Origin of the sequence: Sulfitobacter sabulilitoris (assembly GCF_005887615.1) — a bacterium.
GTDB lineage: Bacteria > Pseudomonadota > Alphaproteobacteria > Rhodobacterales > Rhodobacteraceae > Sulfitobacter_E > Sulfitobacter_E sabulilitoris.
Genome location: NZ_VANS01000005.1, coordinates 79,930 through 104,555 on the forward strand (window position 1 = coordinate 79,930; position 24,626 = coordinate 104,555).

Sequence of the window (24,626 nt, forward strand, 5' to 3'; positions counted from 1 at the left end):
ATAGGAGAGGGCTGCCAGGGCTTGAACGGCCATTTTTGCATAGCTGCTGGTCGCTGCATGCAGCGTCACGATCGCGTGTCCGGACATGCAAAAGGCGCATCCGAAGATGCGCCTTTCATGCCGATCGCAGCGGTGCAAACACCGTCACCCGACGTGGAAAAGCGTGTTGAAAAGCTTGGGATCAAGGCTGGTCGTGTCAAAGGTTTCCCCCTCGACCAGGATGCTCACGGCGTCATGGCTGTGCAGGCTTTCCTGGTGGCTGGCGATCACCCGGAAATCCCCGATCCGCACGTCCGCCTGCAACTGCTCGCAAAAGAGCCGCGCGGCGTCTTCGACGAAAATCGGGTTGGCGGCGTTCAGTTCGGCAAAGGCCTGCTCGTCCTCGCGCTTGACCATGACCTGCGTCTCGGTCGGCACAGCACGGCGACACGCCTCGATCAGATCCTCGAACCACAGGCACCCCGCATCGGGGTCAAGCTCGACCGAGATCCGGGCGACGGAGCGCTGCGAATGCGGTGTCGCCAACTGGCCGCGCGTGGCGCGGGCATGCTCCGACAATTCCAGCGAACAGGGGCAGGTCGACGAATAGACGTAATCGAGGTGCATGATCTTCTTGCGCACGCCCGCCTGCTCGACCAGCTCCAGCGCGATATCGTAGTATTGATAACCCGACAGGCCCGAGCGCAGGCTTTCCACCCGCATCGGAAAGGAAAACCGCATCTGGATGCGGGCGTCGAAGGATTCCAGGTCTGATTTGTAGTCATCCAGCGCCGCCTCGATCACCTCGAAGCTGAAGCTCGCCTCGGCGTGCTTGTAAAAGCTGCGCATGATGCGCGACATGTTGATGCCCTTCTTGTCGGCATCAAGGCTGACGGTGCCCGTCACCGAGGTTTCAAGCGTCAGGTCGCCGTTGTCGCGGGTATGCACCTGCAAAGGCAGGCGGAAATTGGAAATGCCCACATGCTGAAGGTGCTTTTTTGCGCCCCGGATCAGGCTTGCAGGGCCGTTCTGCAGGTCCGGCAAGGTGGATTTGTAGCCATCGTCCACGGCAAACCCGTCGGGATAGCTGCGCGAAAGCGCGGGGTAGTCAACACCGTCGCCACCGGGCACCAGCCGCGCCACCGACGGATCGAGTTCCAGAATATCGGTGGTCGTGGCCCGCTTCAGCCAGGCGCGCAGCAATTCCAGCGCCGCTTCGGCCTCCTCGCGGTCGGGCGTGGCGTTAAGGTCGGGTGTGTGGATGTTCATATCGCTATGTCCCTGTGACTGCAGCTACGCCGTATTTATCTAGGGCGCGGGATCGACAATTGCCAATCTCACTCACGAATACGTCACAAAATTGCGTCCGGATCAGTCTTTTCGGACATTCCGGACGCAGTCCGCGTCATCGGATCGGCGTCAGACCTGCGCCAGCGCGTTCAGGATATCCGCCTTGATGTCATCCGTGTCCTCCAGCCCGATGCTCATGCGCACCAGCCCGTGGGTAATGCCCAAGGCGTCCTTTTGCTCTTGCGGCAGGCGTTGGTGCGTGGTCGTCGCGGGGTGGGTGACGATGGTCTTGGCATCGCCGAGGTTGTTGGAAATCGTGCAGACCTCGAGCGCGTTGAGAAACCGGAACGCCGCCGCCTGACCGCCTTTTACATCCAGCGACAACACCGTGCCGCCCTGCCCCATCTGGCGCGTGACCAGATCGTGTTGCGGGTGACTGGAATGACCGGGATAGATCGCGCGCACCAGCTTGTCGTGCCCCTGCAGCGCCTGCGCCAGATCGGACGCGGTCGCCGTCTGGGCCCGCACCCGAAGATTGAGCGTTTCCAGACCCTTGAGCATGATCCAGGCGGTAAAGGGGCTCATCGATCCGCCGGTGTGTTTCAGGTAGGGTTCGACCGTCTTGCGGATGAATTCGCGCGTGCCGAGGATGACGCCGCCCAATGCGCGCCCCTGTCCGTCGATATGCTTGGTCGCGGAATAGACCACCACGTCGGCGCCCTGCGCGATGGCGTTTGAAAACACCGGGGTGGCAAAGACGTTGTCGACTATCACCGTGGCGCCATGGGCATGGGCCAGTTTCGAGACCGCCTCGATGTCGGTCACGTCCAGTGCCGGGTTCGAAATGCTCTCGAAGAACACCGCGCGCGTGTCGGGACGGATCGCCGCCTCCCATTGCGCCAGATCGGTGCCGTCGACAAAGGTCACTTCGACGCCATAGCGCGTCAGGATCTCTTCGAGCACGTACAGACACGACCCGAAGAGCGCCCGCGCCGATACAACGTGATCGCCCGCGCGCAGCATGGACGTCAGCGCGCCGTTGACCGCCGCCATGCCCGAGGCCGTGGCAAAGGCGTCCTCGGCCCCTTCCATCGCGGCGATGCGGTCCTCGAACATCGCGACGGTGGGGTTGCCGTAGCGGGCATAGATAAATTCATCCGGTCCCGCCTGGACAAAACGGGCCTCTGCGTCCTCGGCGCTGTCATAGACAAAGCCCTGCGTCAGGAAAATCGCCTCGCTCACCTCGCCGTATTGGCTGCGGCGGGTGCCGGCGTGGACGGCGCGTGTGCTCTTGTTCCAGTCTTTGCTCATTCTCAACTCCATCCGGCGCGACAGTCCGCGCGCACAAAAAAACCCCAGACGCGGTCATCGCGACGGGGGCTCCCTCGGGCGGTGACCTTTTAGCGGAATGTTTAACGTGGCCCGCAATCCGGTAACAAATCGCCACATCGCAGAGTTAAGAGATCGCGTGTTGCGCGTCAACACCGTCGCGCGGCTGACGGCGAAAATTCACACCGCTTTCGTCGGGCGCCCTGTCCCGGCCGCGCGGCAGGACGCGCGATGCTGCTTTGCCGGCGCCCCCTTGCCGATCCGGGAAAAACCCGCGAAGTTGCGCCGGCAACATCCGCGGGAGCGCGCAATGACCACGCCTGTCGATCTCTACTTCTGGCCCACGCCGAACGGCTGGAAAATATCGATCGCGCTTGAGGAAATGGCGCTGCCTTACACGACACATCTGGTCAATATCGGCGCGGGCGAGCAATTCGCCCCCGCGTTCCTCAGGATATCGCCCAACAACCGGATGCCCGCCATCGTCGATCACGATGGCCCCGACGGCGCCCCCATCTCGGTCTTTGAAAGCGGTGCGATCCTGTTGTACCTGGCGCGCAAAACCGGCCGCTTCGGCGGAAGCACCGAACGCGAGCGCGTGGCGGTGGAGGAATGGCTGATGTGGCAGATGGGCGGCCTTGGGCCGATGGCGGGGCAAGCGCATCATTTCCTGAAATACGCGCCTGCGATGGACCCACCCAACGATCTTCCCTATGCCAAGGACCGCTACCGCGCAGAGGTCGCGCGCCTCTACGGTGTGCTGGATCGCAGGCTGGCGAACAACGAATGGGTCGCGGGCGATTTCTATTCCATCGCGGACATGGCGATCTGGGGCTGGGCCTCGCTTTGGGAGGGGCAGCAGCAGACGCTGGACGACAAACCTCACATGGCGCGCTGGCTCGAAGTCATGGGCGCGCGCCCCGGCGTCCGGGCGGGCCGTGCCCTGCACGCCGACAAACGGGCGGATTTCCGTACCGACAAGGGGGCGCAGTCCACGCTTTTCAAACGCGACTGAGCGAATTTCTGATTATTCTCTTTGCGTGCTGCGGTCTTTGATCGCACAGTGGTCGGTGATTTGACTGACCAGAGCATTATCCGTGGCAAGCTATTTTCCCGACCCGCAGACCAGCGTGTTCATCGCTGGCGGATTTTTCGTCCTCGGCTACCTGATCATCAACCAGGTGATGCTTCGGGTGATGGTGCTGATCGGTACGGGGTTCTACGTTCTGTATTACGCCACCGTCGGCGCCGCGCCGCTGTGGGATGCGATCTATGCCAGCCTGATCATGGGGGTGGCCAATATCATCGGGCTGCTCGGCCTTCTGGCGCGCCGGTCGCCGCTTGCGGTGCCCCGCGCGCACAGGGACATCTATCCCCGCTTCCATGACGTGCCGCCCGGAGATTTTCGCACGCTGATGCGCCTGGGACAGCGCTATACCGTGTCCGAGCGGGTCCGCGTGACCAACGAAAGCGCGCCGGGCCGCAAGCTTTTCTACATCATCAAGGGTCACGCGCAGGCGCAAAAGAACGGTCGCCGGTTCACCCTGCCGTCGCATATCTTCATCGGCGAAGTGGCCTTCCTGACCGGGCGCAACAGCTCGGCGACCGTCTGGCTGGAGGCCGGGGCCGAGGTGATCGAGTGGCAGTCGGCCGATCTGCGCGCCGCGGCGGCCCGGCGCATGCGGTTCAAACTGGCGCTGGAGGCGGCGATTTCACTGGATCTGGCGCATAAGGTCGCGGCGGCGATCCTGCCCGTGACCCCGGACCTGCCGCCGGAACTGGCCTTTGCCACCGCACCGCTTGCCACGATGGCCAACCATCAGTCGCCGCGCTGATCAGGGTCCGACCGCTCCACGCTATAGGCCTGGAACAGCTTGCCCTGCGCCATGAAAAAGATGAACACTGCCGCCGACAGCCCGAATGTCTTGAAATAGACCCAGGCTTCCTCGCTCATGTTGCGCCAGATGACCTCGTTCAAGACCGCCAGCGCGAAGAAACACCACATCAGCCGCTTGGTCAGGATCATCCATCCCGCGTCGCGCAGCGGCATCACCTCTTCCATCACGAACTTGAGGTATGACTGCCCGCGCAGCAGCCCCACGGCCAGCAGCCCGCCGAACAGCAGGTAGATCATCGTCGGCTTCATCTTGAAGAACCGCGCATCGTTCAGCCAGACCGACAGCCCGCCAAAGATCACCACCAGCACCAGCGTGGCGACCTGCATCCGCGAGATGTGCCCCGTCAGCGCCCAAAGCGCGCCGGTGGACGCGATCAGCAGCGGAATGAACGCCGCCGTGACCACGATGAACCCATCGTATTCGGTGCCGCCGATGGTGAACACCTGCTCCTTCAGGCGCAGGTAGGCGATGAAAAAGATCACCACGGGCCCGAACTCAAGCACGGATTTCAAAAGCGGGTTGATCTTGCGGGCCTCGGCCATGTCAGTCTCTCCTATCCGCCGAATTCGACGATAACAGCCCCTATCGCAATCAGGGACATCAGTGCAATGCGGCGCGGCCCCACGGTTTCGCGCAGCACCAGCCAGCCGATCAGCGCGGCAAACACGGTTGAGGTCTCGCGCAGGACCGCCGCCTCGCCCACCTTGTCGAGCCGGGTGGCCAGCATGATCGCGCCAAAGCTCAGGAACGCGATCAGCCCGCCCAGAACGCCGCGAACCGCAAGCGGCACCAGATCGGGCCGGTCCTGCATGCCCAGCCACCGCCGGGTTGCGACGACCGGCATCACCAGGCCGTCGATCACGAAAAACCACGCCAGGAATGTAAATGGGTCCTGTGCCGCGCGAATGCCATAGGCGTCGTAGGTGGTATAAAGCGCGACGAAAAGCCCCGTCACCACGGCAATGCCCAGCGCCGCCACCAATGTATCGCGCGCATCGACCAGATTGCGCATATTGTAGATCGCCAGCCCGAAGATCCCCGACAAGAGCACCGCCACCCCGAGCCATTGCAGCGGCGCGAAGGTCTCCTCGAAGATCAGGTAGGCGCCGATGACCGTGAACAACGGCCCGGTTCCGCGCACGACCGGATAGACGACCGTATAGGCGCCCTTGGTATAGGCCCAGGCCTGAAGGCATTTGTAGACCAGATGGATCAGCCAGACCGTGGCGAAGATCATCCACATATGCGGCGCGGGCCAGGGCACCACGAACAGTGCGACAGGCAATGCCATCAGGCCGTAGGAGGCATCGATCGCCCCGCGCGACAGCCAGGGGTCGTGCCGCCCCTTTTGCAGCGCACCAAAGGCCGCGTGGGCAAAGGCCGCCACCAGCGCAAGGACCAGCGCCGCGCTGTGGCCCGCAGGCGTGCCTTCGATCGCCACGATCCAATCGGTCACCCCCGCGCCATCCTTTGCGATGCGGCACGCGGTGCTGTATCATAGCACCATTCGTCGGAGGGGGAGATGTTCGACGCCATCAGGACCGATCTGATCGACGGGTTCGCCGTCGTACCGCTGGGCGTTGCGGCCACGCGTCTGTTGGCGGCGGCGCTGTTTGCCGGGCTGATCGGGCTGGAGCGCGAATGGCGACGCAAGCCTGCGGGCCTGCGCACCCATATCCTCGTGTCGATCGCCGCCTGTCTGTTCATCATCATCGGGCAGGAACTGGGCAAGCTGCCTTTCGGCACCGCCCAGCAAATGCGCATCGACCCGCTCAGGCTGATCGAGGCGGTGACGGCGGGGGTCGCGTTTCTGGCCGCCGGATTGATCATCACCTCCGGCGGGCAGGTGCGCAACATCACCACCGGCGCGTCGATCTGGCTGGCCGGGGCGGTGGGGTTGGCCTGCGGTGCCGGGCAGATCCTGCTGGCGGCGCTGACCGCGGCCATCGTGATCGTGGTGCTGACCGTTCTGCGCCGGGTCGAGCGGGCCTTCGGCCTGCGCCAGAAAGACGACTGATCGCGGCGATAGGTTGCGCCGCTCAAGCCAGGTCCAGCCCGACCAGCGCCGCGGCGAATTCCTCCGGATCGAAGGGCGACAGGTCGTCGATCTGCTCGCCCACGCCGATGGCATGGATCGGCAGGCCGAACCTGTCGGCCAGCGCGACAAGCACGCCGCCCTTTGCGGTGCCATCAAGCTTGGTCATGACCAGCCCCGAGACATCCGATATGTCGCGAAACACCTTGACCTGATTGAGCGCATTCTGCCCGGTCGTCGCATCCAGCACCAGCAAGGTGTTGTGCGGCGCGGTCGGGTCCTTCTTGCGGATCACGCGCACGATCTTGGCCAGTTCCTCCATCAGGTCGCCACGGTTCTGCAACCGTCCCGCCGTGTCGATCAGCAAAAGGTCCGCGCCATCGGCCTGCGCCTGGGTCATCGCGTCAAAGGCGAGGCTGGCGGGGTCCGACCCTTCGGGCGCGGTCAGCACCGGTACGCCCGCGCGCTCGCCCCAGACCTGCAACTGCTCGACGGCGGCAGCGCGGAACGTGTCGCCGGCCGCGATCACGACCTTCTTTCCGGCGGCGCGGAACTGGCTTGCTAGCTTGCCGATGGTGGTGGTTTTGCCCGACCCGTTCACGCCCACAACCAGCACCACCTGCGGCGTGCGAGGATAAAGCGGCAGCGGCTTGGCCACCGGCTCCATGATGCGGGCGATCTCCTGCGACATCAGCTCCTTGATCTCCTGCACCGACAGCTTCCTGCCCAATCGGCCCTCGGCCATGTTGGCCGTGACGCGCAGCGCGGTATCGACGCCCATATCCGCCGAGATCAGCAATTCCTCGAGCTGCTCCAGCATGTCGTCGTCCAGCACCCGGCGCACCACCGGCGCGGCGCCACCGCGCCCGATCAGCCGCCCGAACAGCCCAGGCTTGGCGGGCTTCGGCGTCGTGTCGTCCAGCGTGGCGGCCACGGGGGCGGGGGTCATCGGCAGGGGCGCGGCGGGCGGCGGCGTCTCGGGCGCGGGCTCGGGCGCAGCTTTCGGTTCTGTTTTCGACTGCGGTTCCGGCGCTGGTTCGGACATCGGGTCCGGCGTAGGTTGCGGCATTGGCGCCCGGGCCGCCTCGTCCCGGGCGGGCGCGGGCGACGGCGCGGGGCGCGCATCGCGTGGCGCGGATGCAGGTTCGGGCGGCAGGGGCGCATGATCGGTCTCGACCGCCTGCGGCAGTTCCGCGGCGGCCCCGGCGGGCTGCTCCATCACGTCGTCAACCGGTGCCGCGACTTCGACGCCGGATTCCTCGACGCCGCCCTCTTCGACAATCGCCTCCAGCCCCTCGTCGATCTTCGACGACGACCTGAACATCCGGTCCTTGAGCTTTTTGAAAAACGCCATGCGCGGTCCGCCTGTCTGCCTGCCTCTTCCCCTCATCTAAGGCGTGACGGCGCCAAGGGAAAGGCCCAGCGCCGGATCACGGCGCAGGCGCCGTTGCGCCCGGGCCTCAGATTTCGTCGGCGAAATGCTTCATCACCAGCCGGATCGGGTTGGGCGCGGCCTGCCCCAGTCCGCAGATCGACGCATCGACCATCGCCTGGCTCAACTCCTCCAGCAGCGGTTGGTCCCATCGGTCGGCCTGCATCAGCTTGACCGCCTTTTCGCATCCCACCCGGCAGGGCGTGCACTGGCCGCAGCTTTCATCCTCGAAGAACCGCAGCATGTTGAGCGCCGCCGCCCGCGCGCTGTCTTGATCCGACAGCACCACAACCGCTGCCGACCCGATGAACGACCCCAAGGGTTGCAGCGTGTCGAAATCCAGCGGCACGTCGTCGATGCTGGCGGGCAACAGGCCAGAGGACGGGCCACCCGGTTGATAGGCCTTGAACACATGCCCCTGAGCCATGCCGCCCGCGGCCTCGATGATATCCGTGATGGTCGATCCAGCGGGCAGCAGGTGCACACCGGGATTGGCCACGCGGCCCGAGACCGAATAGCTCCGCAGCCCCTTGCGCCCGTTCCGTTCGGTGCCGCTCAGCACGTCCGGCCCCTCGCGGCACACCCGCGCGACCCAGTGCAGGGTTTCGACGTTATGCACCAGCGTCGGGCGGTCGAACACGCCCACCTGCGCCACGTAGGGCGGGCGGTGGCGGGGCATTCCGCGCTTGCCCTCGATCGATTCGATCATCGCGGATTCCTCGCCGCAGATATAGGCCCCGGCGCCGCGCCGCAGATCGACATAACCGGGCGCGACGATGCCCGCCTCCTCCAGCGCCCTGATCTCGCGGCGCAGGATCTCGATCACGGCGGGGTATTCGTCGCGCATGTAGATGAATGCCGTCTCGGCCTCCACCGCCCAGGCGGCGATCAGCATGCCCTCCAGAAACAGGTGCGGCACGCGCTCGAGGTAGTAGCGATCCTTGAAGGTGCCCGGCTCGCCCTCGTCGCCGTTGACGGCCAGGTAGCGCGGGCCCGGGTTGCCGCGCACGAAGCCCCACTTCTTGCCCGACGGAAAACCCGCGCCGCCAAGCCCGCGCAGCCCGGAGGCCGCGACCTTCGATTGCACCGCGTCCCAATCGCCGCCGTCGCGCAGCGATGTCAGCGTCTCGTAGCCCCCTTGGGCGGCGTAGTCGGCATAGGCCTGGTAGGCGGGGACATGCGTGTGCGTGTCACCCGTCGCGATCGCGTCGCGCACCATCTCGGGCGTGGCGAAATCAAGATGGTTGTGCCCGATCTCGAGCACCGGCGCGGTGTCGCAGCGGCCCATGCAGGGTGCGCGCAGTACGCGCACCTCCGCAGGGTCCAGCCCCTCCTCCAGCGCCGATTTCAACGCCTGCGCGCCCGCCAGTTCGCACGACAGCGAATCGCAGACCCGGATCGTCTGCGCGGGCGGCGGCGTCTCGCCTTCCTTGACCACGTCGAAATGGGCGTAGAAGGTCGCCACTTCGTAGACCTCGGCCATGCTGAGCCGCATCTCCTCGGCCAGGGCGCGCAGATGAGCGGCGGACAGGTGGCCATAGCGGTCCTGGACCAGATGCAGATATTCGATCAGCAGATCGCGGCGGCGCGGCGCATCGCCCAACAGCGCGCGCACCTGGTCCCAGGCATCGTCCTGCAACTGGCGGCCCTTGGGGTGGCGGCGTCCCTTGCCGGTGCCTGATTTCCAGACACCTTTGCCGGGGGTCTTGTCCTGGTTGTCCAATGCCATCGGGGCGGCTCCTGTCTGCGGGATCGGTGCGGTTGCGCGCACCCTAACAATATCGGCGGCCGGGATGCGATCAAAAGCGACAGTTGTCATGCGAATTGCGCGGCAAGGCCATGGCCGGCGCGGCCGCGTGCCGCCTTTTGCCGGCGGCGATTGCGCGCTATGACGTCACTGTGTCCCCCTGCCCCTGACGGAGCCGCCTCATGCCCTGGTTCGCCATTGCCAGCCTGACCCCTGCCCTTCTGCTGGCGGCGGCCGCCGTATTCGGCGGGGTCTGGCCGCTGGCGGGGGTGCTGTCGATCACGCTTGGGGTGCTGCTGGCCGACCGGGTGCGCCCGCCCGCGCCCGCCCGGCACCCTGGCGAGGGGCGGCACGTGGCGCGCGGGCTCGTGGTGGCGCATTTCGCGCTTCTGGCGCTGTGCCTGTGGGCGATGACGGCGGCGCATCTCGGGCTGGCGGACAAGGCGCTGATCTGGCTGGGTTGCGGGCTTTATGTCGGGCAGGTGTCGAATTCGAACGCGCATGAACTGATCCATGCGCGGCACCGCCTTGACCGTCGGCTTGGCGTGGCGGTCTATGTGTCGCTGCTCAACGGGCACCATGTATCGGCGCATCTGCGCGTGCATCACGTGCACGCAGCGACGCCCGAGGACCCGAATTCGGCCCGGCTGGGCGAAGGGTTCTATCGCTATGCGTTGCGGGTCGCGGCGGGGGAATTCATCGCGGGCCTGCGCGCCGACACGCGGCACCGCGCGCGGGCGGTGCCGCCGCCGCCGGGCTGGACGCATCCTTACGTCGGATACGTCTGCGGCGCGGTCGCGGCACTGGCCGCCGCCTGGGCGCTGGCAGGCGGGGCCGGGATCGCGACGCTGATCGGCCTCTCCGTCTATGCGCAGGCGCAGTTGATGCTGTCAGACTACGTCCAGCACTATGGCCTGCGCCGCGCGATCCTGCCGGGCGGCAAGCCCGAGCCGATGGGCCCGGCGCACAGCTGGAACGCCCCGCACTGGTATTCCGGCGCGATGATGCTGAACGCGCCGCGCCATTCCGATCACCACCAGAACCCCGCGCGCAGCTATCCGGCGCTGCGGCTGGACCCCGCGACGATGCCGATGCTGCCCCGGTCGCTGCCGGTGATGGCGGCGCTTGCGCTGGTGCCGCCGCTGTGGCGGCGCGTGATGGATGGCCGCGCGGCGCGCTGGCAGCGGCGCGGCGCTGGCGGCGCTTTGCCCGATGCGGTGCCGGCCACCGCCCCGGCCTAGCGTCGGCGCGCGAAATCTGTCAGTTTCGAACCATGATACGCATCCGCCTCGCCGCTCTGGCCGCCCTCGTCCTCCTGTCGCTTCCGCTGGCCGCGCAGGAGGCCATGACGGCGCAGGAATTCGATGCCTACACCCGCGGCAAGACGCTGTTCTTCGGTCAGTCGGGCCGTCCCTACGGCGCCGAGGTCTACCTGGACGACCGCCGTGTGCGATGGTCGTTTCTGGATGGCGAATGCAAAGACGGCGAATGGTACGAGGACGCGGGCCAGATCTGCTTTGTCTACGAGGACAACCCGGTGCCGCAATGCTGGACCTTCCACCGGGGCGCGGAGGGCCTGATCGCCCGGTTCGAGAACGATCCCGCCGGCACCGAGCTTTACGAGGCGAACGACATGGGCGAAGAGATGCTCTGCCTCGGTCCGCGCATCGGGGTCTGACGGCGCCGGCCGGCCCGTCCTAGAACAACGATCCCTGATCCGGCGCTTTGGCGGCTGGTCTGGCGGGCGATTTCGCCTTTGACGGGGGCGGCGTGCCGCTGTTGCCACCCGCGCCGGGGCCGCCGACCGTGATCCGCCCGTCGGCGAATTCGATCTCAAGTGACCTGGCCTTGCGGGCGGCCTCGGTGCCGGTCACGACCGCACCGTCGCCGCGCACCACGGCATAGCCGCGCCGCAACGTCGCCTTGTAGCTGAGCGTTTCGCGCAACCGGTCCATCGCGTCGATCTTTTGCCGCCAGCCACGGGTTTGCCGCTGTCCCGCATCGGACAGGCGCGCGATCACATCGGCAAAGCGATCGGCCTTGGCCTCGCGGTCCTGTGCCAGCGCCTGCGGGCGAAAGCCGCGCGCGCGGGTGGCGAAGCGGTCGCGCTTGACCGCCACGGCGCGGGCCAGCGCCGGACCAAGCCGGTCCGACAGCGCCCGGAGCCGTTTGCGATCGGCATCGACCGCGCGGCGCAGCATCGCGGGCCGCAGCGATCCCGCGACATCCGCCAGACGCACCTTGCGCCGCTGCACCCCGCCGATCAGCGCGGGACCCAGCCGTTCGGCCCCCCGGTCAAGCCGCTGCCGCGGGCCATCGAGCAGCGTGTCGGCACGCGGCAGGGCGCGGCCCACGTCGCGCAGCCGCTGATCGCGGCGCGCGAGCCCCTGGCTCAGCGCGCGCGTCATCCGGGCATCCTGCCCATCGAGCCAGGCCAGCAATTCGTGCCGCACGGGCACCGCCAGTTCGGCAGCCGCGGTCGGCGTCGGCGCGCGCTTGTCCGAGACGAAGTCGATCAGCGTCGTGTCGGTCTCGTGGCCGACGGCCGAAATCAGCGGGATCTGCGAGGCCGCCGCCGCGCGGGCCACCGATTCCTCGTTGAACCCCCAGAGATCCTCGACCGAACCCCCGCCGCGCGCCACGATCAGCAGGTCGGGGCGCGGCAGCGCACCACCCGGTGTCATGGCGTTAAAGCCCTCGATCGCGCGCACCACCTCCGGCGCGCAACGCTCGCCCTGAACGGCCACGGGCCAGATCAGCACCTTGCGCGGAAAGCGGTCGCGCAGGCGGTGCAGGATGTCGCGGATCACCGCGCCCGACGGCGAGGTGACGACGCCGATCACGTCGGGCAGATAGGGCAGCGCCCGCTTGCGCGCGGGATCAAACAGCCCCTCGCCCTCCAGCGCCTTCTTGCGTTTCTCCAGCAGTGCCATCAACGCGCCCATGCCCGCCGGTTTGATGTCTTCGATCACGATCTGGTATTTCGACTGGCCGCCGAAGGTGGTGATGCGGCCCGTGGCGACCACTTCCATGCCCTCTTCGGGCTGGGTTTGCAGGCGCCCGGCGACGCCCTTCCAGATCACACCCGAGATGACCGACCGGTCGTCCTTGAGGTCGAGGTAGATATGCCCCGACCGGGGCCGTGACACGCGCCCCACCTCGCCCCTGATCCGGACATGGCCGAATTCCGCCTCGATCACCCGTTTGATCGCCCCCGACAATTCGGTGACGGTGAATTCGGGGCTGTTGAGGCCCTCGGCGGGGTCGTCGATCAGGTCCATGGGCGGTCCGTTCTTGTGCAAGGCTGATCGGCAGCTTAGAACGCGCAGCAATCAAGGCCAAGCAGATCGGAGCGTGCACCATGAACATTCTCATCCTCGGCGGCGGCGGGCGCGAACACAGCCTGGCCTGGGCCGTGATGCAGAACCCCAAGTGCGACAAGCTGATCGTGGCGCCGGGCAACGCGGGCATCGCCGAGATCGCGGATTGCGCCAGCATCGACATTCTCGACAGCGGCACGGTTGCGACCTTTGCCGAGGAGAACGCGATCGATTTCGTCATCGTGGGGCCAGAGGCGCCACTGGCCGCGGGGGTTGCCGACCGGCTGCGCGATGCCGGGCTGCTGGTTTTCGGGCCCAGCCAGGCGGCGGCGGAGTTGGAGGCGTCCAAGGCCTTCACCAAGGAGATCTGCGACGCGGCAGGCGCGCCCACCGCGGCCTATGGGCATTTCACCGACGCCGCCGCAGCCCGCGCCTATGTCGAGGCGCAGGGCGCGCCGATCGTGATCAAGGCCGATGGGCTGGCGGCTGGCAAGGGCGTGATCATCGCCGAGACCGTGGCAGAGGCGCTGGACGCCGTGGACGCGATGTTCGAGGGCGAGTTCGGCGACGCGGGCGCCGAAGTGGTGATCGAGGAATTCATGGAGGGCGAGGAGGCCTCGTTTTTCGTGCTGTGCGACGGCACCGACGTGCTGCCCATCGGCACGGCGCAGGACCACAAGCGCGTGGGCGACGGCGACACCGGCCCCAATACCGGCGGCATGGGCGCCTATTCCCCCGCTCCTGTGCTGAGCGACGAGATCGCGGCCGCGGCGCTGGACCGGATCATCAAGCCCACGATGGCCGAAATGGCCCGCCGCGGCAGGCCCTATCAGGGTGTGCTCTATGCCGGGTTGATGATCAAGGACGGCCAGCCCCGGCTGGTGGAGTACAACGTCCGCTTCGGCGACCCGGAATGCCAGGTGCTGATGATGCGGCTGGGGGCGCAGGCCCTCGACCTGATGCAGGCCGCCGCCGAAGGGCGGCTGGCGCAGGCGCGGGTGAACTGGGCCGAGGATCACGCGCTCTGCGTCGTGATGGCGGCGCGCGGCTATCCCGGTGCCTATGACAAGGGAAGCGTCATCGGCGGGCTGGAGGCATTGCCCGAGACCAGTTTCGACATGGTGTTTCACGCAGGCACCGCGCGGCAGGACGGGCATTTCGTCGCCAATGGCGGGCGCGTCCTGACGGTCACGGCGCGCGGCGACGATCTGGCGCAGGCGCAGCAGCGGGCCTATGCCATGGTGGACGACATCGACTGGCCGCAGGGCTTTTGCCGCCGCGACATCGGGTGGCGCGCATTGGGTTGATCGCGCGCCTTTTTTTCGGGCGCGCACAAACGCCAAGGTGCCTTTTCGCCTGATCCCGGCCTTAAATAGGTCGCTGTCTGGCCGCTCCGTGGCCGTCGGTCCAGGGAAACGGGAATAAGACCATCTGGCCGCGGTTTCAAACGACGAAGCGAATCGTCGCTGTGTAGCCGCACGACATAGATTTGCCTTATTTATTGCATTGTTTCTGAAACAAGCCTGCAAACCTGAGCCGCAATACAACTTTGGGTTGCATTTACGGCCAATATTGGCAAAAAAATGTCTTTATCGTGCAAAGGTATGGCCATTTCCTCCGCTCGTGTGCCACAAATTGTGTCGGAACAGTTAACGTCGATTTGAGGAGGTAATAAGTGTCGCTTACATTGAAAACGCACATTTCTTGTCTGTTCACGTCGACCAGTTTGACGGCTCCACTCCTCACTCATGGTGCTGATCCCGGGCCATGCTGCCAGCTAATCTGGCGATGCGGGTTCGGCAAAGGCAGTCACTGCAGACCGCAGACAACGCCATAACATTACGAGTGACGGTTCACTTTACATTCAACCTACGAGGAAAATCCATGAAACTGATAAAAATTGCATTGGCGAGCACCACCGCTCTCGGCCTGTCCATGACTGCGGCGCATGCGCAAAGCAACGACGCTTACCTGTCGCAGACAGGCACAGGCAACAACGCGCTCGTCACGCAAAGCGGTGCCAACAACGACGCCGGTTCTGCCGCCAAAACGATGAAGCAGATCACAGAAGGGTCCGGGTTTGGCAATGACCTGGATATCTTGCAAAGCGGAAACGGCAACGAAATCGGTCTCAACGGCCTTGTGCAGAAAAGCCAGAACCTGTTCTCGAACACAGCCGACATCACGCAGTCGTCATCCGGCAACTCGGTGGGCAAGGTCGATCAGTTGACACGCAATAAGCGGGGCAATCTGTCTGGCAACGATCTCGTGATCCTCCAAACCGGCGGCAACAACAACGCAATCGGTTCGGTCAAGCAAGAGCGCAATGGCGCCCTGAAAGGCAACATCGCTGCAGTGACCATGGACGGCGCTGGCAACACGATTGCAGTCGTGCGGCAGGTCACCCAAGGTGATACGTCGACAGCCTATGTTGACGAGAACGAACTGACCGCGGTGATTTCAGGCGACAACAACGGCAACGGCGCCCTGAGCGGCTATGCTGCTGCCAGTTCCGCCACGACAAGCGAACTGATCCAGGGCAAATCCACCGGGATCGACAGCCCGGTCACCCAAGGCCAAAACACGATGAATCTGCTGATTACCGGCAATTCCAACCAATTCGGCGTCACCCAGTACGGGTCTCTGAACAATGTGGGCCTTCTGTCCATATCCGGTTCAAACAACCAGATGGGCGTGTACCAAGACGGGACCGACAATACGGTTGCCCTGGCTGACATCGCGGGTATCGGAAACAATGTCGGACTTGCACAATTGGGCGATCGCAATTTCGTACTGGCGATGGTTCAACAGAACGGAAATAACGTGTCCTCAAGCCAGATCGGTGACGATAACGAGACCTACATCGAAGTTGACGGCAATGGGAACGACGCGCGTGTCGCCGTCATGGGCGACAACAACTACGTCGATGCTGAGCAGCGTTTTGGCAACAGCAACGACATGGCCGTCGATATTTTTGGTAGCGGCAACAATATGGTCGGCTTCTCAGACAACTTCTCCGGTGATGCTCGCACAGCGCGCAATTTCGGGAACGGTCTTACCGGTCAAACATTCCGTCGTGGCAGCCTGTGGCAGCATGGATCGGGCAACAACCTGTCGCTGACAGTTGGCGCCGCAGGTAGCGACAGCAACAGCAATTCCTTCGCAATGCTGCAGCGTGGCAATGGCAACACCATCACCGGAGCCATCACCGACGGAAGTATGAACCAAGCGGCCGTCGCGCAGAATGGCAACGGCAACACCACCGCGTTTTCCCAAACCGGTTCCAATAACGTCATGGGCGTAATTCAATAATCGCCTAAGATCACTAAGGACGCCGCGCCCGGGCAACCGGGCGCGGCGTTTTTCGTTTCGGGGGCGGTTTTCACTTCTGGACATTCTTACGTCGCGACCGCCGGCCAATAATACGGTGCCGTCGCGGGGGCGCATTCAGGGACGACACGGCGTCCCATCGCTCACCCGCTGTCTGATCACTCCGCGCAGGCAAGCGCCGCCGCGAATCTGTGGCGGCCTTCGTGCGAACCCAGGTCTGTTTGGGTAAAGCCGTCGGCAGACCAGCGCAGCGCCACGATCCGGGTCCAGTCGGCAGTGGCAACGATCAGTTCCGGCGCGCCGGCGCAGGTGCGGATCCCGCCCGCGATGTCGCGCTCGCCGATACGGTGGTTGGTGTAGCCGGCAAGGTCGCCCACCGGCGACAGCGCCCCGGCCTCGTAACGCCACAGGCGCAGTGTCTTGGCAAGGTGGGGGCGATCGATATACGCAAGCTCCACCGTGCCGTCCCCATCAAGATCGGCCGCGCCGACCGGGGCCAGCCAGCGGTTGCTGCGCCCGATGTGGGGCGTGGCGGCGATGCGGCCCGTGACGTCGTAGACGGCAAGTCGGGCGCCTTGGGTCAGGCTGCTTTCGACCACGATCACCTCGCGTGCGCCGTCGCCGTCAAGGTCGGCCAAGCGCGGTGCGGTATCCTCGAACACCAACGTCTCCGGCAGGACCATGCGCAGGGTGGCGCCGGTGTCGAGCGTCAGCACAAGCGTGCCATGCTCGATCGCGTCGCCAAGAACACCATGCGCATAACGCGGCGTCGGATTGGCATAACGGGCCGAACTGATCTGATCGGCCGCCACGGGCGCCGCGAGCCACAGGCCCGCCACCAGCAGCGCGCGGCGGGCGGGCCGGACCCGCAGGCGGGCCAGCAGACGCCGCGCCCCTGCCGGCATCAGATCTGCTTTTCGGGCATCTGCACCACGAGGCCGTCAAGCGCGTCGCTCACCTTGATCTGGCAGGTCAGCCGCGACCGCGCGGGGTCGGGCTCAAAGGCGAAGTCGAGCATGTCTTCTTCCATGTCTTCCTTGGCGGGCAGCTTGTCGGCCCAGGCCGGGTCGACATAGACATGGCAGGTCGAACAGGCACAGGCGCCGCCGCAATCGGCTTCGATGCCGGGAATATTGTTGTCGCGCGCGCCTTCCATCACTGTGAGGCCGTTGGCAACCTCCACCACATGCTCTTTGCCGCCGTGTTCGATATAGGTGATCTTGGCCATAGGGCCCCCTTGGTATTTGTGGTCATGCTTGTGTACCGACCCCATATAGGGCGCGCCAGTCCCTTTTTCGAGCCTTGCCGCTTTGTCGCGCCTCCCGTTCTCCGGCTTGTGATACGGCGCATTTGTTCTATATTTGTTCACATGCATCGTCTGTCCTCCCCCCGCCCTCCCACGCGCCACGCGGACTGGCCGCGCCCGCCGCATTGCCTTGTGGCCGCGCGGCTGGACGAGCCGCCGGAGGGCGCGCGCATTACCGTGGCGGGGCTGGTGATCCTGCGCCAGCGCCCCGGCACTGCCAAGGGCGTCATCTTTGTCACGCTGGAAGACGAGACCGGCGTCGTCAACGTGATCGTCTGGCGCAAGATATACGAACGGTTCCGTCGCGCGGTGATCGCGGGGCGGATGTTGCGCGTGACGGGGCGATTGCAACGCGCCCACAGCGTGACCCATGTGCTGGCCGAGGATATCGAGGATATTTCCGCCATGCTCGACACGCTGGTCGCCCTCGATCCGGAAAGCCGCTAGGCAGGCCGCGCCGAACCCGCTAGGGTCGCCGCATTCTCAAAAGACCCAAGAAGGCATTGGGCCATGACACAGGCATTTTTCCGCGGCATGACGGCGCTGCCCCTGATGATGGGGCTTGCGCTTGGCGGCTGTGACATATCCGGCGCAAGCCCGGCCGCGGGGCTGAGAGAGCCCGGCGTGACGCGCAGCACCGAAATCGCCCCGCCGGGGGCCGACCCCGGCACCTGCTGGGGCAAGATCGTCAGCCCCGCCACGATCGAGACGGTGACCGTACAGGTGCTGTTGCAACCCGCCGAGGTGACAACCGAGGGCGTGATCCGGCAGCCTGCGATCTACAAGACAGAGACCCGCCAGAACATCGTGCGCCCGCGTCGGGACACCTGGTTCGAGGCGCCCTGCGATGCCGATCTGACGGTGGAATTCGTCTCAAGCCTGCAACGCGCCTTGCAGGCCCGCAGCCTGTATCGCGGCGCCATCACCGGGGTGATGGATGCCGGCACACGCGCCGCGGTGCGCCGCTACCAAGCGCCCGAGGGGCTGGACAGCGGCATCCTGTCGCTGGCCGCCGCGCGTAAGCTGGGCCTGGTCGCGGTCAGACAACCGACCGGCGGATGAGGCAAGCCCGAGATTGAGCCCGAGCCCCCGCCCGAGCAACCGCGCGCGGGCCTGCCGAACCGAAACCGTGGAATGTCGCAGGCCGGTCCCGGCCCCAACGGCTCAGGCCGCCTTGCCCCCCGGCTGCGAACATGGTTTTCCGGCTGTCCTTGGCACGCAAGGCGGCGGGCCGCGAAACAACAAAGGGCGCCACGGAGGCGCCCAATGTCGTGTCTTTTGCTCGATGTCGGCGGCAGCGACTACTCTGACAAGGTCAGCGCCACGAACCGAGGATCACCCGCCCGGCGCACCAGCAACAGCAACGACTTTCGCCCCGCATCCTCGGCGGCCTCGACCCGGGCTTCCAGATCGGCGATGTTCGAAATCTTCTGCTGACCGGCTTCGGTGATGATGTCGCCGGCGCGCAGACCTTTCTCGTAGGCCTCCGACGTCTCGTCCACATCCGTCACGGCCAAGCCGTCCATGCCGTTGTCCGCGCCCAGTTGTTCGCGCAGCTCGTCGGTGAGCGGGGTCAAGGTCAGGCCAAGCAGATCCTTGGTCGTCGGCGCCTCCTCCTCGGGGGCTTCGTCCTCCGCTGTCGCGGCGGGTGTGGCGCCTTCGGCATCCTCGCGGCGGCCCAGCGTCACCGCCAGCGTCCGGCTTTCACCATCGCGCATCACGACGACCTGAACGGTTTCGCCCACCGGGCTGTTGCCGACCTGCCGGACCAGACCGCGGGTATCCTCGACCTCCTTGCCACCGAATTCGACGATCACGTCACCCGCCTCGAGACCGGCATCGCGTGCGGGACCTTCGGGCACGTCGGTGATCAGCGCGCCGCGGGCCGCCTCGAGGCCCATCGCCTCGGCCACGTCCTCGGTCACGTCCTGAATGCGCACACCCAGCCAGCCGCGGCGGGTTTCACCGAATTCCTTGAGCTGATCGACCACGCGCGTGACCACGTTGGAGGCCATCGAGAAACCGATCCCGATCGATCCGCCGTTGGGCGACAGGATCGCGGTGTTCACGCCTATCACATCGCCGTCCATGTTGAAGAGCGGCCCGCCCGAATTGCCCCGGTTGATCGCGGCGTCGGTCTGGATGTAGTCGTCGTAGGTGCCGCTCAGGGCGCGGTTGCGCGCCGAGACGATGCCCGCCGAGACGGAAAAGCCCTGGCCCAGGGGGTTGCCCATCGCGATGACCCAATCGCCCACCCGGGCCGCATCGCTGTCGCCGAAGGACACGAAGGGCAGACCGTTTTCCGCCTCGACCTTCAGCAGCGCGATATCGGTGTTGGGGTCGGTGCCGATCACGGTGGCGGGCAGTTCCTCGCCCGAGAAGAATTCGATCAGGATTTCATCCGCGCCGTCGATGACGTGGTTGTTCGTCACGACATAGCCATCTTGCGAAATCACGAAGCCGGAACCCAGCGCCGAAGACCGGCGGGGCCGGTCGCCATTGCCACGGTTGCGGTCCTGAAACTCGCGAAAGAAATCCTCGAAGGGTGATCCTTCGGGCACGATGCCCTGCGGCCCGGTGCGCCCCGCGACGGTGGTGGTGGTGGTGATGTTGACCACCGAGGGGCTGATCTGTTCGGCCAGCGGGGCGAGGCTTTCCTGGCCTGCCTGCGCGCTCAGCGTCTGCACCAGCGCAAAGGTCAGGGCAAGCGTGCCCAGCCAAAGCGCCCGGAACGCCGCGAGGCTGGGTTTGAAAGTGGACAGGGATACTGCCTTGGGCTGCATGCGTCTTCTCCTGAGATATCAAGCGGCGGGCCAAGTAAGGCCCGACCGGCGCGCAGATGCGCGGTTTGGTATGAATGGTGCCCCCGCATCTGCGCGGCTGCAACACCAAAGATGTATCGCGCGCACAGGGTTTCAACAGCCGGTTACCAAAGCGTGAACACGAAACGGTGCGCCGATGCGCCATGCGTTTTGGGAATCTGCCCCAAACCGGCAGGTATTTCACGCCAGAGGAAACACACGCAGCACCGATGCGGGACGAAGGTCAGAGGCCCAGCTGGTAGGCCGCCCAGACCAGCAACAGCCCAGAGACCGCCGCCAGAAGGCCGATCTGGCGCAGCGCGGGTTCGGGCAGTTGCCGCAGGGCTTCAAGCATCCGTTCAATAAGCGAAGGGGCCAGCGCATAGGCCAGCCCCTCCACGATCAACACCAGCCCGAGGGCCAGAAGACCGGTCGCGATCATTGGTCGACGGGCGCTTGCCTGCCGCCCGACCGCAGGTATTCGAAGAATTCGCTGTCCGGTGTCATCACCATGGACGAATTGCTTCCCTGCAGCGCGTTCTCATAAGCCTGCATCGACCGGTAGAAGGCGAAGAATTCAGGATCCTGACCAAAGGCTTCGGCAAAGATCCCGTTGCGGCGCGCATCGGCCTCACCCCGGATCACCTGCGCTTCGCGCTCGGCCTCTGACATCGTTTCGGTCACGGTCCGGTCCGCGAGGGCCCGCACACGCTGCGCGGCCTCGTTACCCCGGGCGATCTCGTCGGCGGCTTCGCGTTCACGCTCGGCGCGCATCCGGGCGAATGTCGCCTCGAGGTTCTGCGTCGGCAGGTTCGTCTGCTTGAGCCGCACGTCCACCACGTCGAGGCCAAGACCGCGCGCACTGGCCTTGGCTTGGTCGCGGATCCGGTTCATCAGGATGCGGCGATCTTCCGACAGGATGGTGTCGGAGGTCACCTGATCGGCACCCAGAACTTCGCGGATCTGTGCGTTGAGGATCGACGACAGACGGTCTTCGGCGGCGCGCAGGCCACCGACGCCAACGGCCTGACGGAACTGCACGACATCCGAGATGCGGTAGCGCGCGAACGCGTCCACGACGAGACGGCGATCGTCCGAGGGCGTGACCTCGATCACGTCGGTATCGAGGCTCAGGATCCGGTCGTCATAGCGCACGACCTCCTGGATGAGCGGGATCTTGAAGTTCAGGCCCGGCTCTTCCTTGACCGACTTGATCTGTCCGAATTGCAGGACCAGCGCCTTTTCGCGTTCATCGACGACGAAGATGGAGGACATGCCGACGGCCAGAAGAACGACGATCAGCGGGATGAGAAATGTTGTCTTGCGCATGATCAGTTCCCCTGCTGAGTGGTTGCGGCGGTGCCGCGGTTCAGTTCGTTGAGCGGCAGGTAGGGCACGACGCCGCTGCCATTGCCGTCTCCGCCGCTGACCACGCTTTCATCCAGAATGGTCTTGTTCACCGATCCCAGCACTTTCTCCATCGTCTCGAGGTAGAGGCGCTTGCGCGTCACATCCTCGGCCTTTCTGTATTCCTCAAGCACCGAGATGAAGCGGCTTGCATCACCCAGCGCGTTGTTGACGACGCGGGCGCGGTAGCCTTCGGCATCCTCGAGGATCTGGGCCGCGTTACCACGGGCCTGGGCGAGGTTGCGGTTGGCATAGGCATCCGCCTGCCGCTGAAGCCGGTCGCGTTCCTGCTCGGCGGCCTGCACTTCGCGGAAGCTGTCGATGACCTCGTTGGGCGGGTCGGCCTTGTCGAGGTTGACGCGCACGATGGTGATCCCGCTTTCGTAGGCGTCCAGCGTGGCCTGGATGTCGGCCATCGCGGTATCGGCGATGATCCCCCGGTCGCGGTTCAGGATCGGCGCCAGCGTGCTGGCCGCGATGATCTCGCGCATCACGGATTCAGACACCGCCTGCACCGTCAGCTTGGGATCGTTGAGGTTGAACAGAAGCTTGGCCGGGTCGGAGATGTTCCAGACCACCTGAAAGTCGATGTCGACGATATTGGCGTCGGTGGTCAGCATCAGGCCGGTTTCGTTGCCGCCACGGCGCACGCCGATGTCCTCTGTCCGCTCCGACGTCACGTTGACGACTTCGGCCGTGACAAGTGGCCAGGGCGCAAAGTTGAGGCCCGGATTGCCGGTGGAGGAATATTCGCCCAGCAAAAGCTCGACCGATTGCTCCTCGGGTTTGACCGTATAGAAGCTTGCCATGCCCCAAAGGATCACGGCGGCCACGGCTGCGATGCCGATGGTGCCACGGGTGAACAACGGTCCGCCGCCGCCACCGCCGGTGCCGCGACCGCCACCGGGCCGATTGCCACCGCGGCCGCCCATCAGGACACGAAGCTGTTCTTGCCCCTTGCGCACCAGTTCGTCGATTTCAGGGATCTGCGGGCCTTCGCCATCGGGCCTGCGTCCGCCGGAGGGCGGCCGGTTGCCACCCCGCGGGCGATCGCCGCCATTGTCACCGCCACCAGAATTTCCGCCGCCACCCCAAGGGCCGCCACTGTTACCTGCCATAAAACGTCTCTTCCCCTTGTTGATCCGCGCCTTGCGCGCTCAATCATTGCCTTTAACTGTGCTCTATCCGTCGAAATTCAAGCGGTGCGCACCGGTGTCTTCATCGTCACGATTTCCTCGGACATGGTGGGATGCACGGCGACGGTGCGGTCGAAATCCTCTTTGGTGGCGCCCATCTTGATCGCGATACCGGCAAGCTGGATCATCTCGCCCGCGTTCGGTGCGACGATGTGACAGCCCAGGACCGTCCGGTTGTCGCGCGACACGACAAGCTTCATCAGCACGCGGTCGGGCTTGCCGGCAAAAGCGGTCTGCATCGGGCGGAACGAGGTGCAGTAGATCTCGACCGGTTCGCGGTCGCGGGCCTCCTCCTCGCTCAGGCCGATGGTGCCCATCTCGGGTTGGGTGAAAATCGCACTTGGGATCAGCTCGTGATCGACCGGCGTCGGGTTGCCCTTGAACACCGTCTCGACAAAGGCCATGCCTTCGCGGATGGCCACGGGCGTCAGGTTCACCCGGTCTGTCACGTCGCCGATGGCGTAAATCGACGGCACGCCCGTCTGGCTGTATTCGTCCACGACGATCTGGCCCCTGCGCCCCAGCTTCACGCCCGTGTCCTCCAGGCCCATGTCCCGGGTGTTGGGGTCACGGCCGGTGGCGAACAACACCACGTCGAATTCCTTTTCGCCGCCATTCGTGGATTTGACCCAGACCGGTCCTTCGCGGCCGCCCACGGGTGCCGTGCCTTTTTGCGCCACATCGCGGCGCTGCTCTGCACTGGCGCCCATCGCCGCGTCCGACGCGGTGCCCGCGCGGCTCATGGAATGGTCTTCGTCGGCGCGCGCCATCTCGACGATATTGGTGCCGACGTGCAGGTCGATGCCGCTCTCGCGCATGGCTTCGGCCACCAGTCCGCGCGCCTCGTCGTCAAAGCCGCGCAGGATCTGCGCACCGCGGTAGTATTGCGTGACCTCCACCCCCAGACCGTTCATGATGCAGGCGAATTCACAGGCGATATAGCCGCCGCCGATGATCAGCATCGACTTCGGCAGGTTTTCGAGGTGAAAAATGTCGTCCGACACGATGCCCAGGTCGGCGTTGGGCAGATCGGGCCGGACCGGGTGGCCGCCAGTCGCCACAAGGATATGCCGGGCGGTCTTGACCTCGCCGGTGGACAGCTCGACGGTATGCGCGTCCTTCAGGGTCGCGCGCGCATCGAAGGTATCCACGCCAGAGCCTTTGAGCAGGTTGCGGTACACGTCCTCGAGCCGGTCCAGTTCGGTGTGCAGATGCGTGCGAAAGGTTTTCCAGTCGAACGCGCCGGTGGTGAACTCCCAGCCGTAGGCCTTGGCGTCATCGACCACGCCGGCGTATTCCGAGGCAAAGACCATCAGCTTTTTCGGCACGCAGCCCCGGATCACGCAGGTCCCGCCGTACCGGCTTTCCTCGGCCAGCGCGACACGGGCGCCCGCGTCACCGGCCGCCACGCGCGCCGCGCGCACGCCGCCGGAGCCGCCGCCGATGACGAAGAGGTCATAGTCAAATTCGCTCATGGGACACCTCGCTTACAGATATGCTGCGAGGCGGTATCCCATAGCCCCGGATCAAAGGCCAGACACCCGCCCCAGAAAGTT

23 protein-coding genes and 1 riboswitch are annotated in these 24,626 nt (G+C 65.3%); of the genes, 9 read left to right on the plus strand and 14 right to left on the minus strand.

Annotated features, from left to right (window positions below; translation table 11 throughout):
• Positions 1–144: 144 nt before the first annotated feature.
• Both folE2 and metZ read right to left on the minus strand, forming a co-directional pair.
• Positions 145–1,248: a GTP cyclohydrolase FolE2 gene (folE2, locus tag FDT80_RS16230; protein ID WP_138663375.1), complete on the minus strand. Its 1,104-nt coding sequence runs from the start codon at positions 1,246–1,248 to the stop codon at positions 145–147.
• A gap of 150 nt (positions 1,249–1,398) precedes the next feature.
• On the minus strand, positions 1,399–2,580 hold the full coding sequence (gene metZ / locus FDT80_RS16235) for an O-succinylhomoserine sulfhydrylase (protein WP_138663376.1): 1,182 nt from the start codon (positions 2,578–2,580) through the stop codon (positions 1,399–1,401).
• Positions 2,581–2,649: 69 nt separating this feature from the next.
• A riboswitch (SAM riboswitch) is annotated at positions 2,650–2,726 on the minus strand.
• 182 nt (positions 2,727–2,908) lie between these two features.
• Here metZ and FDT80_RS16240 point away from each other — a divergent pair.
• Both FDT80_RS16240 and FDT80_RS16245 read left to right on the plus strand, forming a co-directional pair.
• Positions 2,909–3,613: a glutathione S-transferase N-terminal domain-containing protein gene (locus FDT80_RS16240; RefSeq protein WP_138663377.1), complete on the plus strand. Its 705-nt coding sequence runs from the start codon at positions 2,909–2,911 to the stop codon at positions 3,611–3,613.
• Positions 3,614–3,695: 82 nt separating this feature from the next.
• Positions 3,696–4,433, plus strand: coding sequence for a cyclic nucleotide-binding domain-containing protein (locus FDT80_RS16245; protein ID WP_138663378.1), 738 nt, complete (start codon positions 3,696–3,698; stop codon positions 4,431–4,433).
• Here the strand turns inward: FDT80_RS16245 and FDT80_RS16250 are convergent.
• Together FDT80_RS16250 and FDT80_RS16255 are read right to left on the minus strand one after the other, a co-directional pair.
• Positions 4,418–5,038, minus strand: coding sequence for an inner membrane-spanning protein YciB (locus FDT80_RS16250; RefSeq protein WP_138663379.1), 621 nt, complete (start codon positions 5,036–5,038; stop codon positions 4,418–4,420). The genes FDT80_RS16245 and FDT80_RS16250 overlap by 16 nt on opposite strands.
• Before the next feature lie 11 nt (positions 5,039–5,049).
• Positions 5,050–5,952, minus strand: coding sequence for a DMT family transporter (locus tag FDT80_RS16255; protein WP_138663380.1), 903 nt, complete (start codon positions 5,950–5,952; stop codon positions 5,050–5,052).
• 66 nt (positions 5,953–6,018) lie between these two features.
• On the opposite strand from FDT80_RS16255, the gene FDT80_RS16260 reads away from it, so the two are divergent.
• Positions 6,019–6,513 (plus strand): MgtC/SapB family protein, encoded by a 495-nt coding sequence (locus tag FDT80_RS16260; protein ID WP_138663381.1) that lies wholly within the window; start codon positions 6,019–6,021, stop codon positions 6,511–6,513.
• A gap of 22 nt (positions 6,514–6,535) precedes the next feature.
• On the opposite strand, the gene ftsY is transcribed toward FDT80_RS16260, so the two are convergent.
• Positions 6,536–7,885, minus strand: coding sequence for a signal recognition particle-docking protein FtsY (ftsY, locus tag FDT80_RS16265; RefSeq protein WP_138663382.1), 1,350 nt, complete (start codon positions 7,883–7,885; stop codon positions 6,536–6,538).
• 106 nt (positions 7,886–7,991) lie between these two features.
• A complete protein-coding gene (locus FDT80_RS16270) occupies positions 7,992–9,692 on the minus strand; it encodes an NAD(P)H-dependent oxidoreductase subunit E (RefSeq protein ID WP_138663383.1) in 1,701 nt (566 codons plus the stop codon).
• Positions 9,693–9,892: 200 nt separating this feature from the next.
• Here FDT80_RS16270 and FDT80_RS16275 point away from each other — a divergent pair, with 200 nt between their 5' ends.
• Entirely contained in the window at positions 9,893–10,951 is a 1,059-nt protein-coding gene (locus tag FDT80_RS16275) for an alkane 1-monooxygenase (RefSeq protein WP_138663384.1), read from the plus strand.
• A 32-nt stretch (positions 10,952–10,983) separates the two neighbouring features.
• Positions 10,984–11,388: a hypothetical protein gene (locus FDT80_RS16280; RefSeq protein ID WP_138663385.1), complete on the plus strand. Its 405-nt coding sequence runs from the start codon at positions 10,984–10,986 to the stop codon at positions 11,386–11,388.
• Positions 11,389–11,407: 19 nt separating this feature from the next.
• On the opposite strand, the gene xseA is transcribed toward FDT80_RS16280, so the two are convergent.
• Complete coding sequence (xseA, locus tag FDT80_RS16285; protein ID WP_138663386.1) at positions 11,408–12,991, minus strand: exodeoxyribonuclease VII large subunit; 1,584 nt, start codon at positions 12,989–12,991, stop codon at positions 11,408–11,410.
• Between the two features lie 80 nt (positions 12,992–13,071).
• On the opposite strand from xseA, the gene purD reads away from it, so the two are divergent.
• Positions 13,072–14,337 carry a phosphoribosylamine--glycine ligase gene (gene purD / locus FDT80_RS16290; RefSeq protein WP_138663387.1) on the plus strand — a complete coding sequence of 422 codons (1,266 nt, stop codon included), beginning with the start codon at positions 13,072–13,074 and terminating at the stop codon, positions 14,335–14,337.
• A gap of 577 nt (positions 14,338–14,914) precedes the next feature.
• Positions 14,915–16,342, plus strand: a complete 1,428-nt coding sequence (locus FDT80_RS16295; RefSeq protein ID WP_170311909.1) for a hypothetical protein — start codon at positions 14,915–14,917, stop codon at positions 16,340–16,342.
• A 176-nt stretch (positions 16,343–16,518) separates the two neighbouring features.
• Here FDT80_RS16295 and FDT80_RS16300 read toward each other — a convergent pair whose 3' ends face one another.
• Together FDT80_RS16300 and FDT80_RS16305 are read right to left on the minus strand one after the other, a co-directional pair.
• The gene (locus FDT80_RS16300) at positions 16,519–17,265 is read right to left on the minus strand and encodes an FG-GAP repeat domain-containing protein (protein WP_138663389.1); all 747 of its coding nucleotides are present in this window, start codon (positions 17,263–17,265) and stop codon (positions 16,519–16,521) included.
• Positions 17,265–17,588 (minus strand): 2Fe-2S iron-sulfur cluster-binding protein, encoded by a 324-nt coding sequence (locus tag FDT80_RS16305; protein WP_138663390.1) that lies wholly within the window; start codon positions 17,586–17,588, stop codon positions 17,265–17,267. The genes FDT80_RS16300 and FDT80_RS16305 overlap by 1 nt, the downstream gene beginning before the upstream one ends.
• A gap of 141 nt (positions 17,589–17,729) precedes the next feature.
• On the opposite strand from FDT80_RS16305, the gene FDT80_RS16310 reads away from it, so the two are divergent.
• Complete coding sequence (locus tag FDT80_RS16310; RefSeq protein WP_138663391.1) at positions 17,730–18,113, plus strand: OB-fold nucleic acid binding domain-containing protein; 384 nt, start codon at positions 17,730–17,732, stop codon at positions 18,111–18,113.
• 63 nt (positions 18,114–18,176) lie between these two features.
• Complete coding sequence (locus tag FDT80_RS16315) at positions 18,177–18,728, plus strand: peptidoglycan-binding domain-containing protein (protein ID WP_246039985.1); 552 nt, start codon at positions 18,177–18,179, stop codon at positions 18,726–18,728.
• 239 nt (positions 18,729–18,967) lie between these two features.
• On the opposite strand, the gene FDT80_RS16320 is transcribed toward FDT80_RS16315, so the two are convergent.
• From FDT80_RS16320 to FDT80_RS16340, 5 genes are all read right to left on the minus strand, one after another.
• The gene (locus FDT80_RS16320) at positions 18,968–20,449 is read right to left on the minus strand and encodes a Do family serine endopeptidase (protein ID WP_138663392.1); all 1,482 of its coding nucleotides are present in this window, start codon (positions 20,447–20,449) and stop codon (positions 18,968–18,970) included.
• A gap of 262 nt (positions 20,450–20,711) precedes the next feature.
• Positions 20,712–20,909: a DUF2065 domain-containing protein gene (locus FDT80_RS16325; RefSeq protein WP_138663393.1), complete on the minus strand. Its 198-nt coding sequence runs from the start codon at positions 20,907–20,909 to the stop codon at positions 20,712–20,714.
• Positions 20,906–21,796, minus strand: coding sequence for a protease modulator HflC (hflC, locus tag FDT80_RS16330; RefSeq protein WP_138663394.1), 891 nt, complete (start codon positions 21,794–21,796; stop codon positions 20,906–20,908). The genes FDT80_RS16325 and hflC overlap by 4 nt, the downstream gene beginning before the upstream one ends.
• 2 nt (positions 21,797–21,798) lie before the next feature.
• Positions 21,799–22,992 (minus strand): FtsH protease activity modulator HflK, encoded by a 1,194-nt coding sequence (gene hflK / locus FDT80_RS16335; protein WP_138663395.1) that lies wholly within the window; start codon positions 22,990–22,992, stop codon positions 21,799–21,801.
• A gap of 77 nt (positions 22,993–23,069) precedes the next feature.
• Positions 23,070–24,545 carry an FAD-dependent oxidoreductase gene (locus tag FDT80_RS16340; protein ID WP_138663396.1) on the minus strand — a complete coding sequence of 492 codons (1,476 nt, stop codon included), beginning with the start codon at positions 24,543–24,545 and terminating at the stop codon, positions 23,070–23,072.
• Between the last annotated feature and the right edge of the window lie 81 nt (positions 24,546–24,626).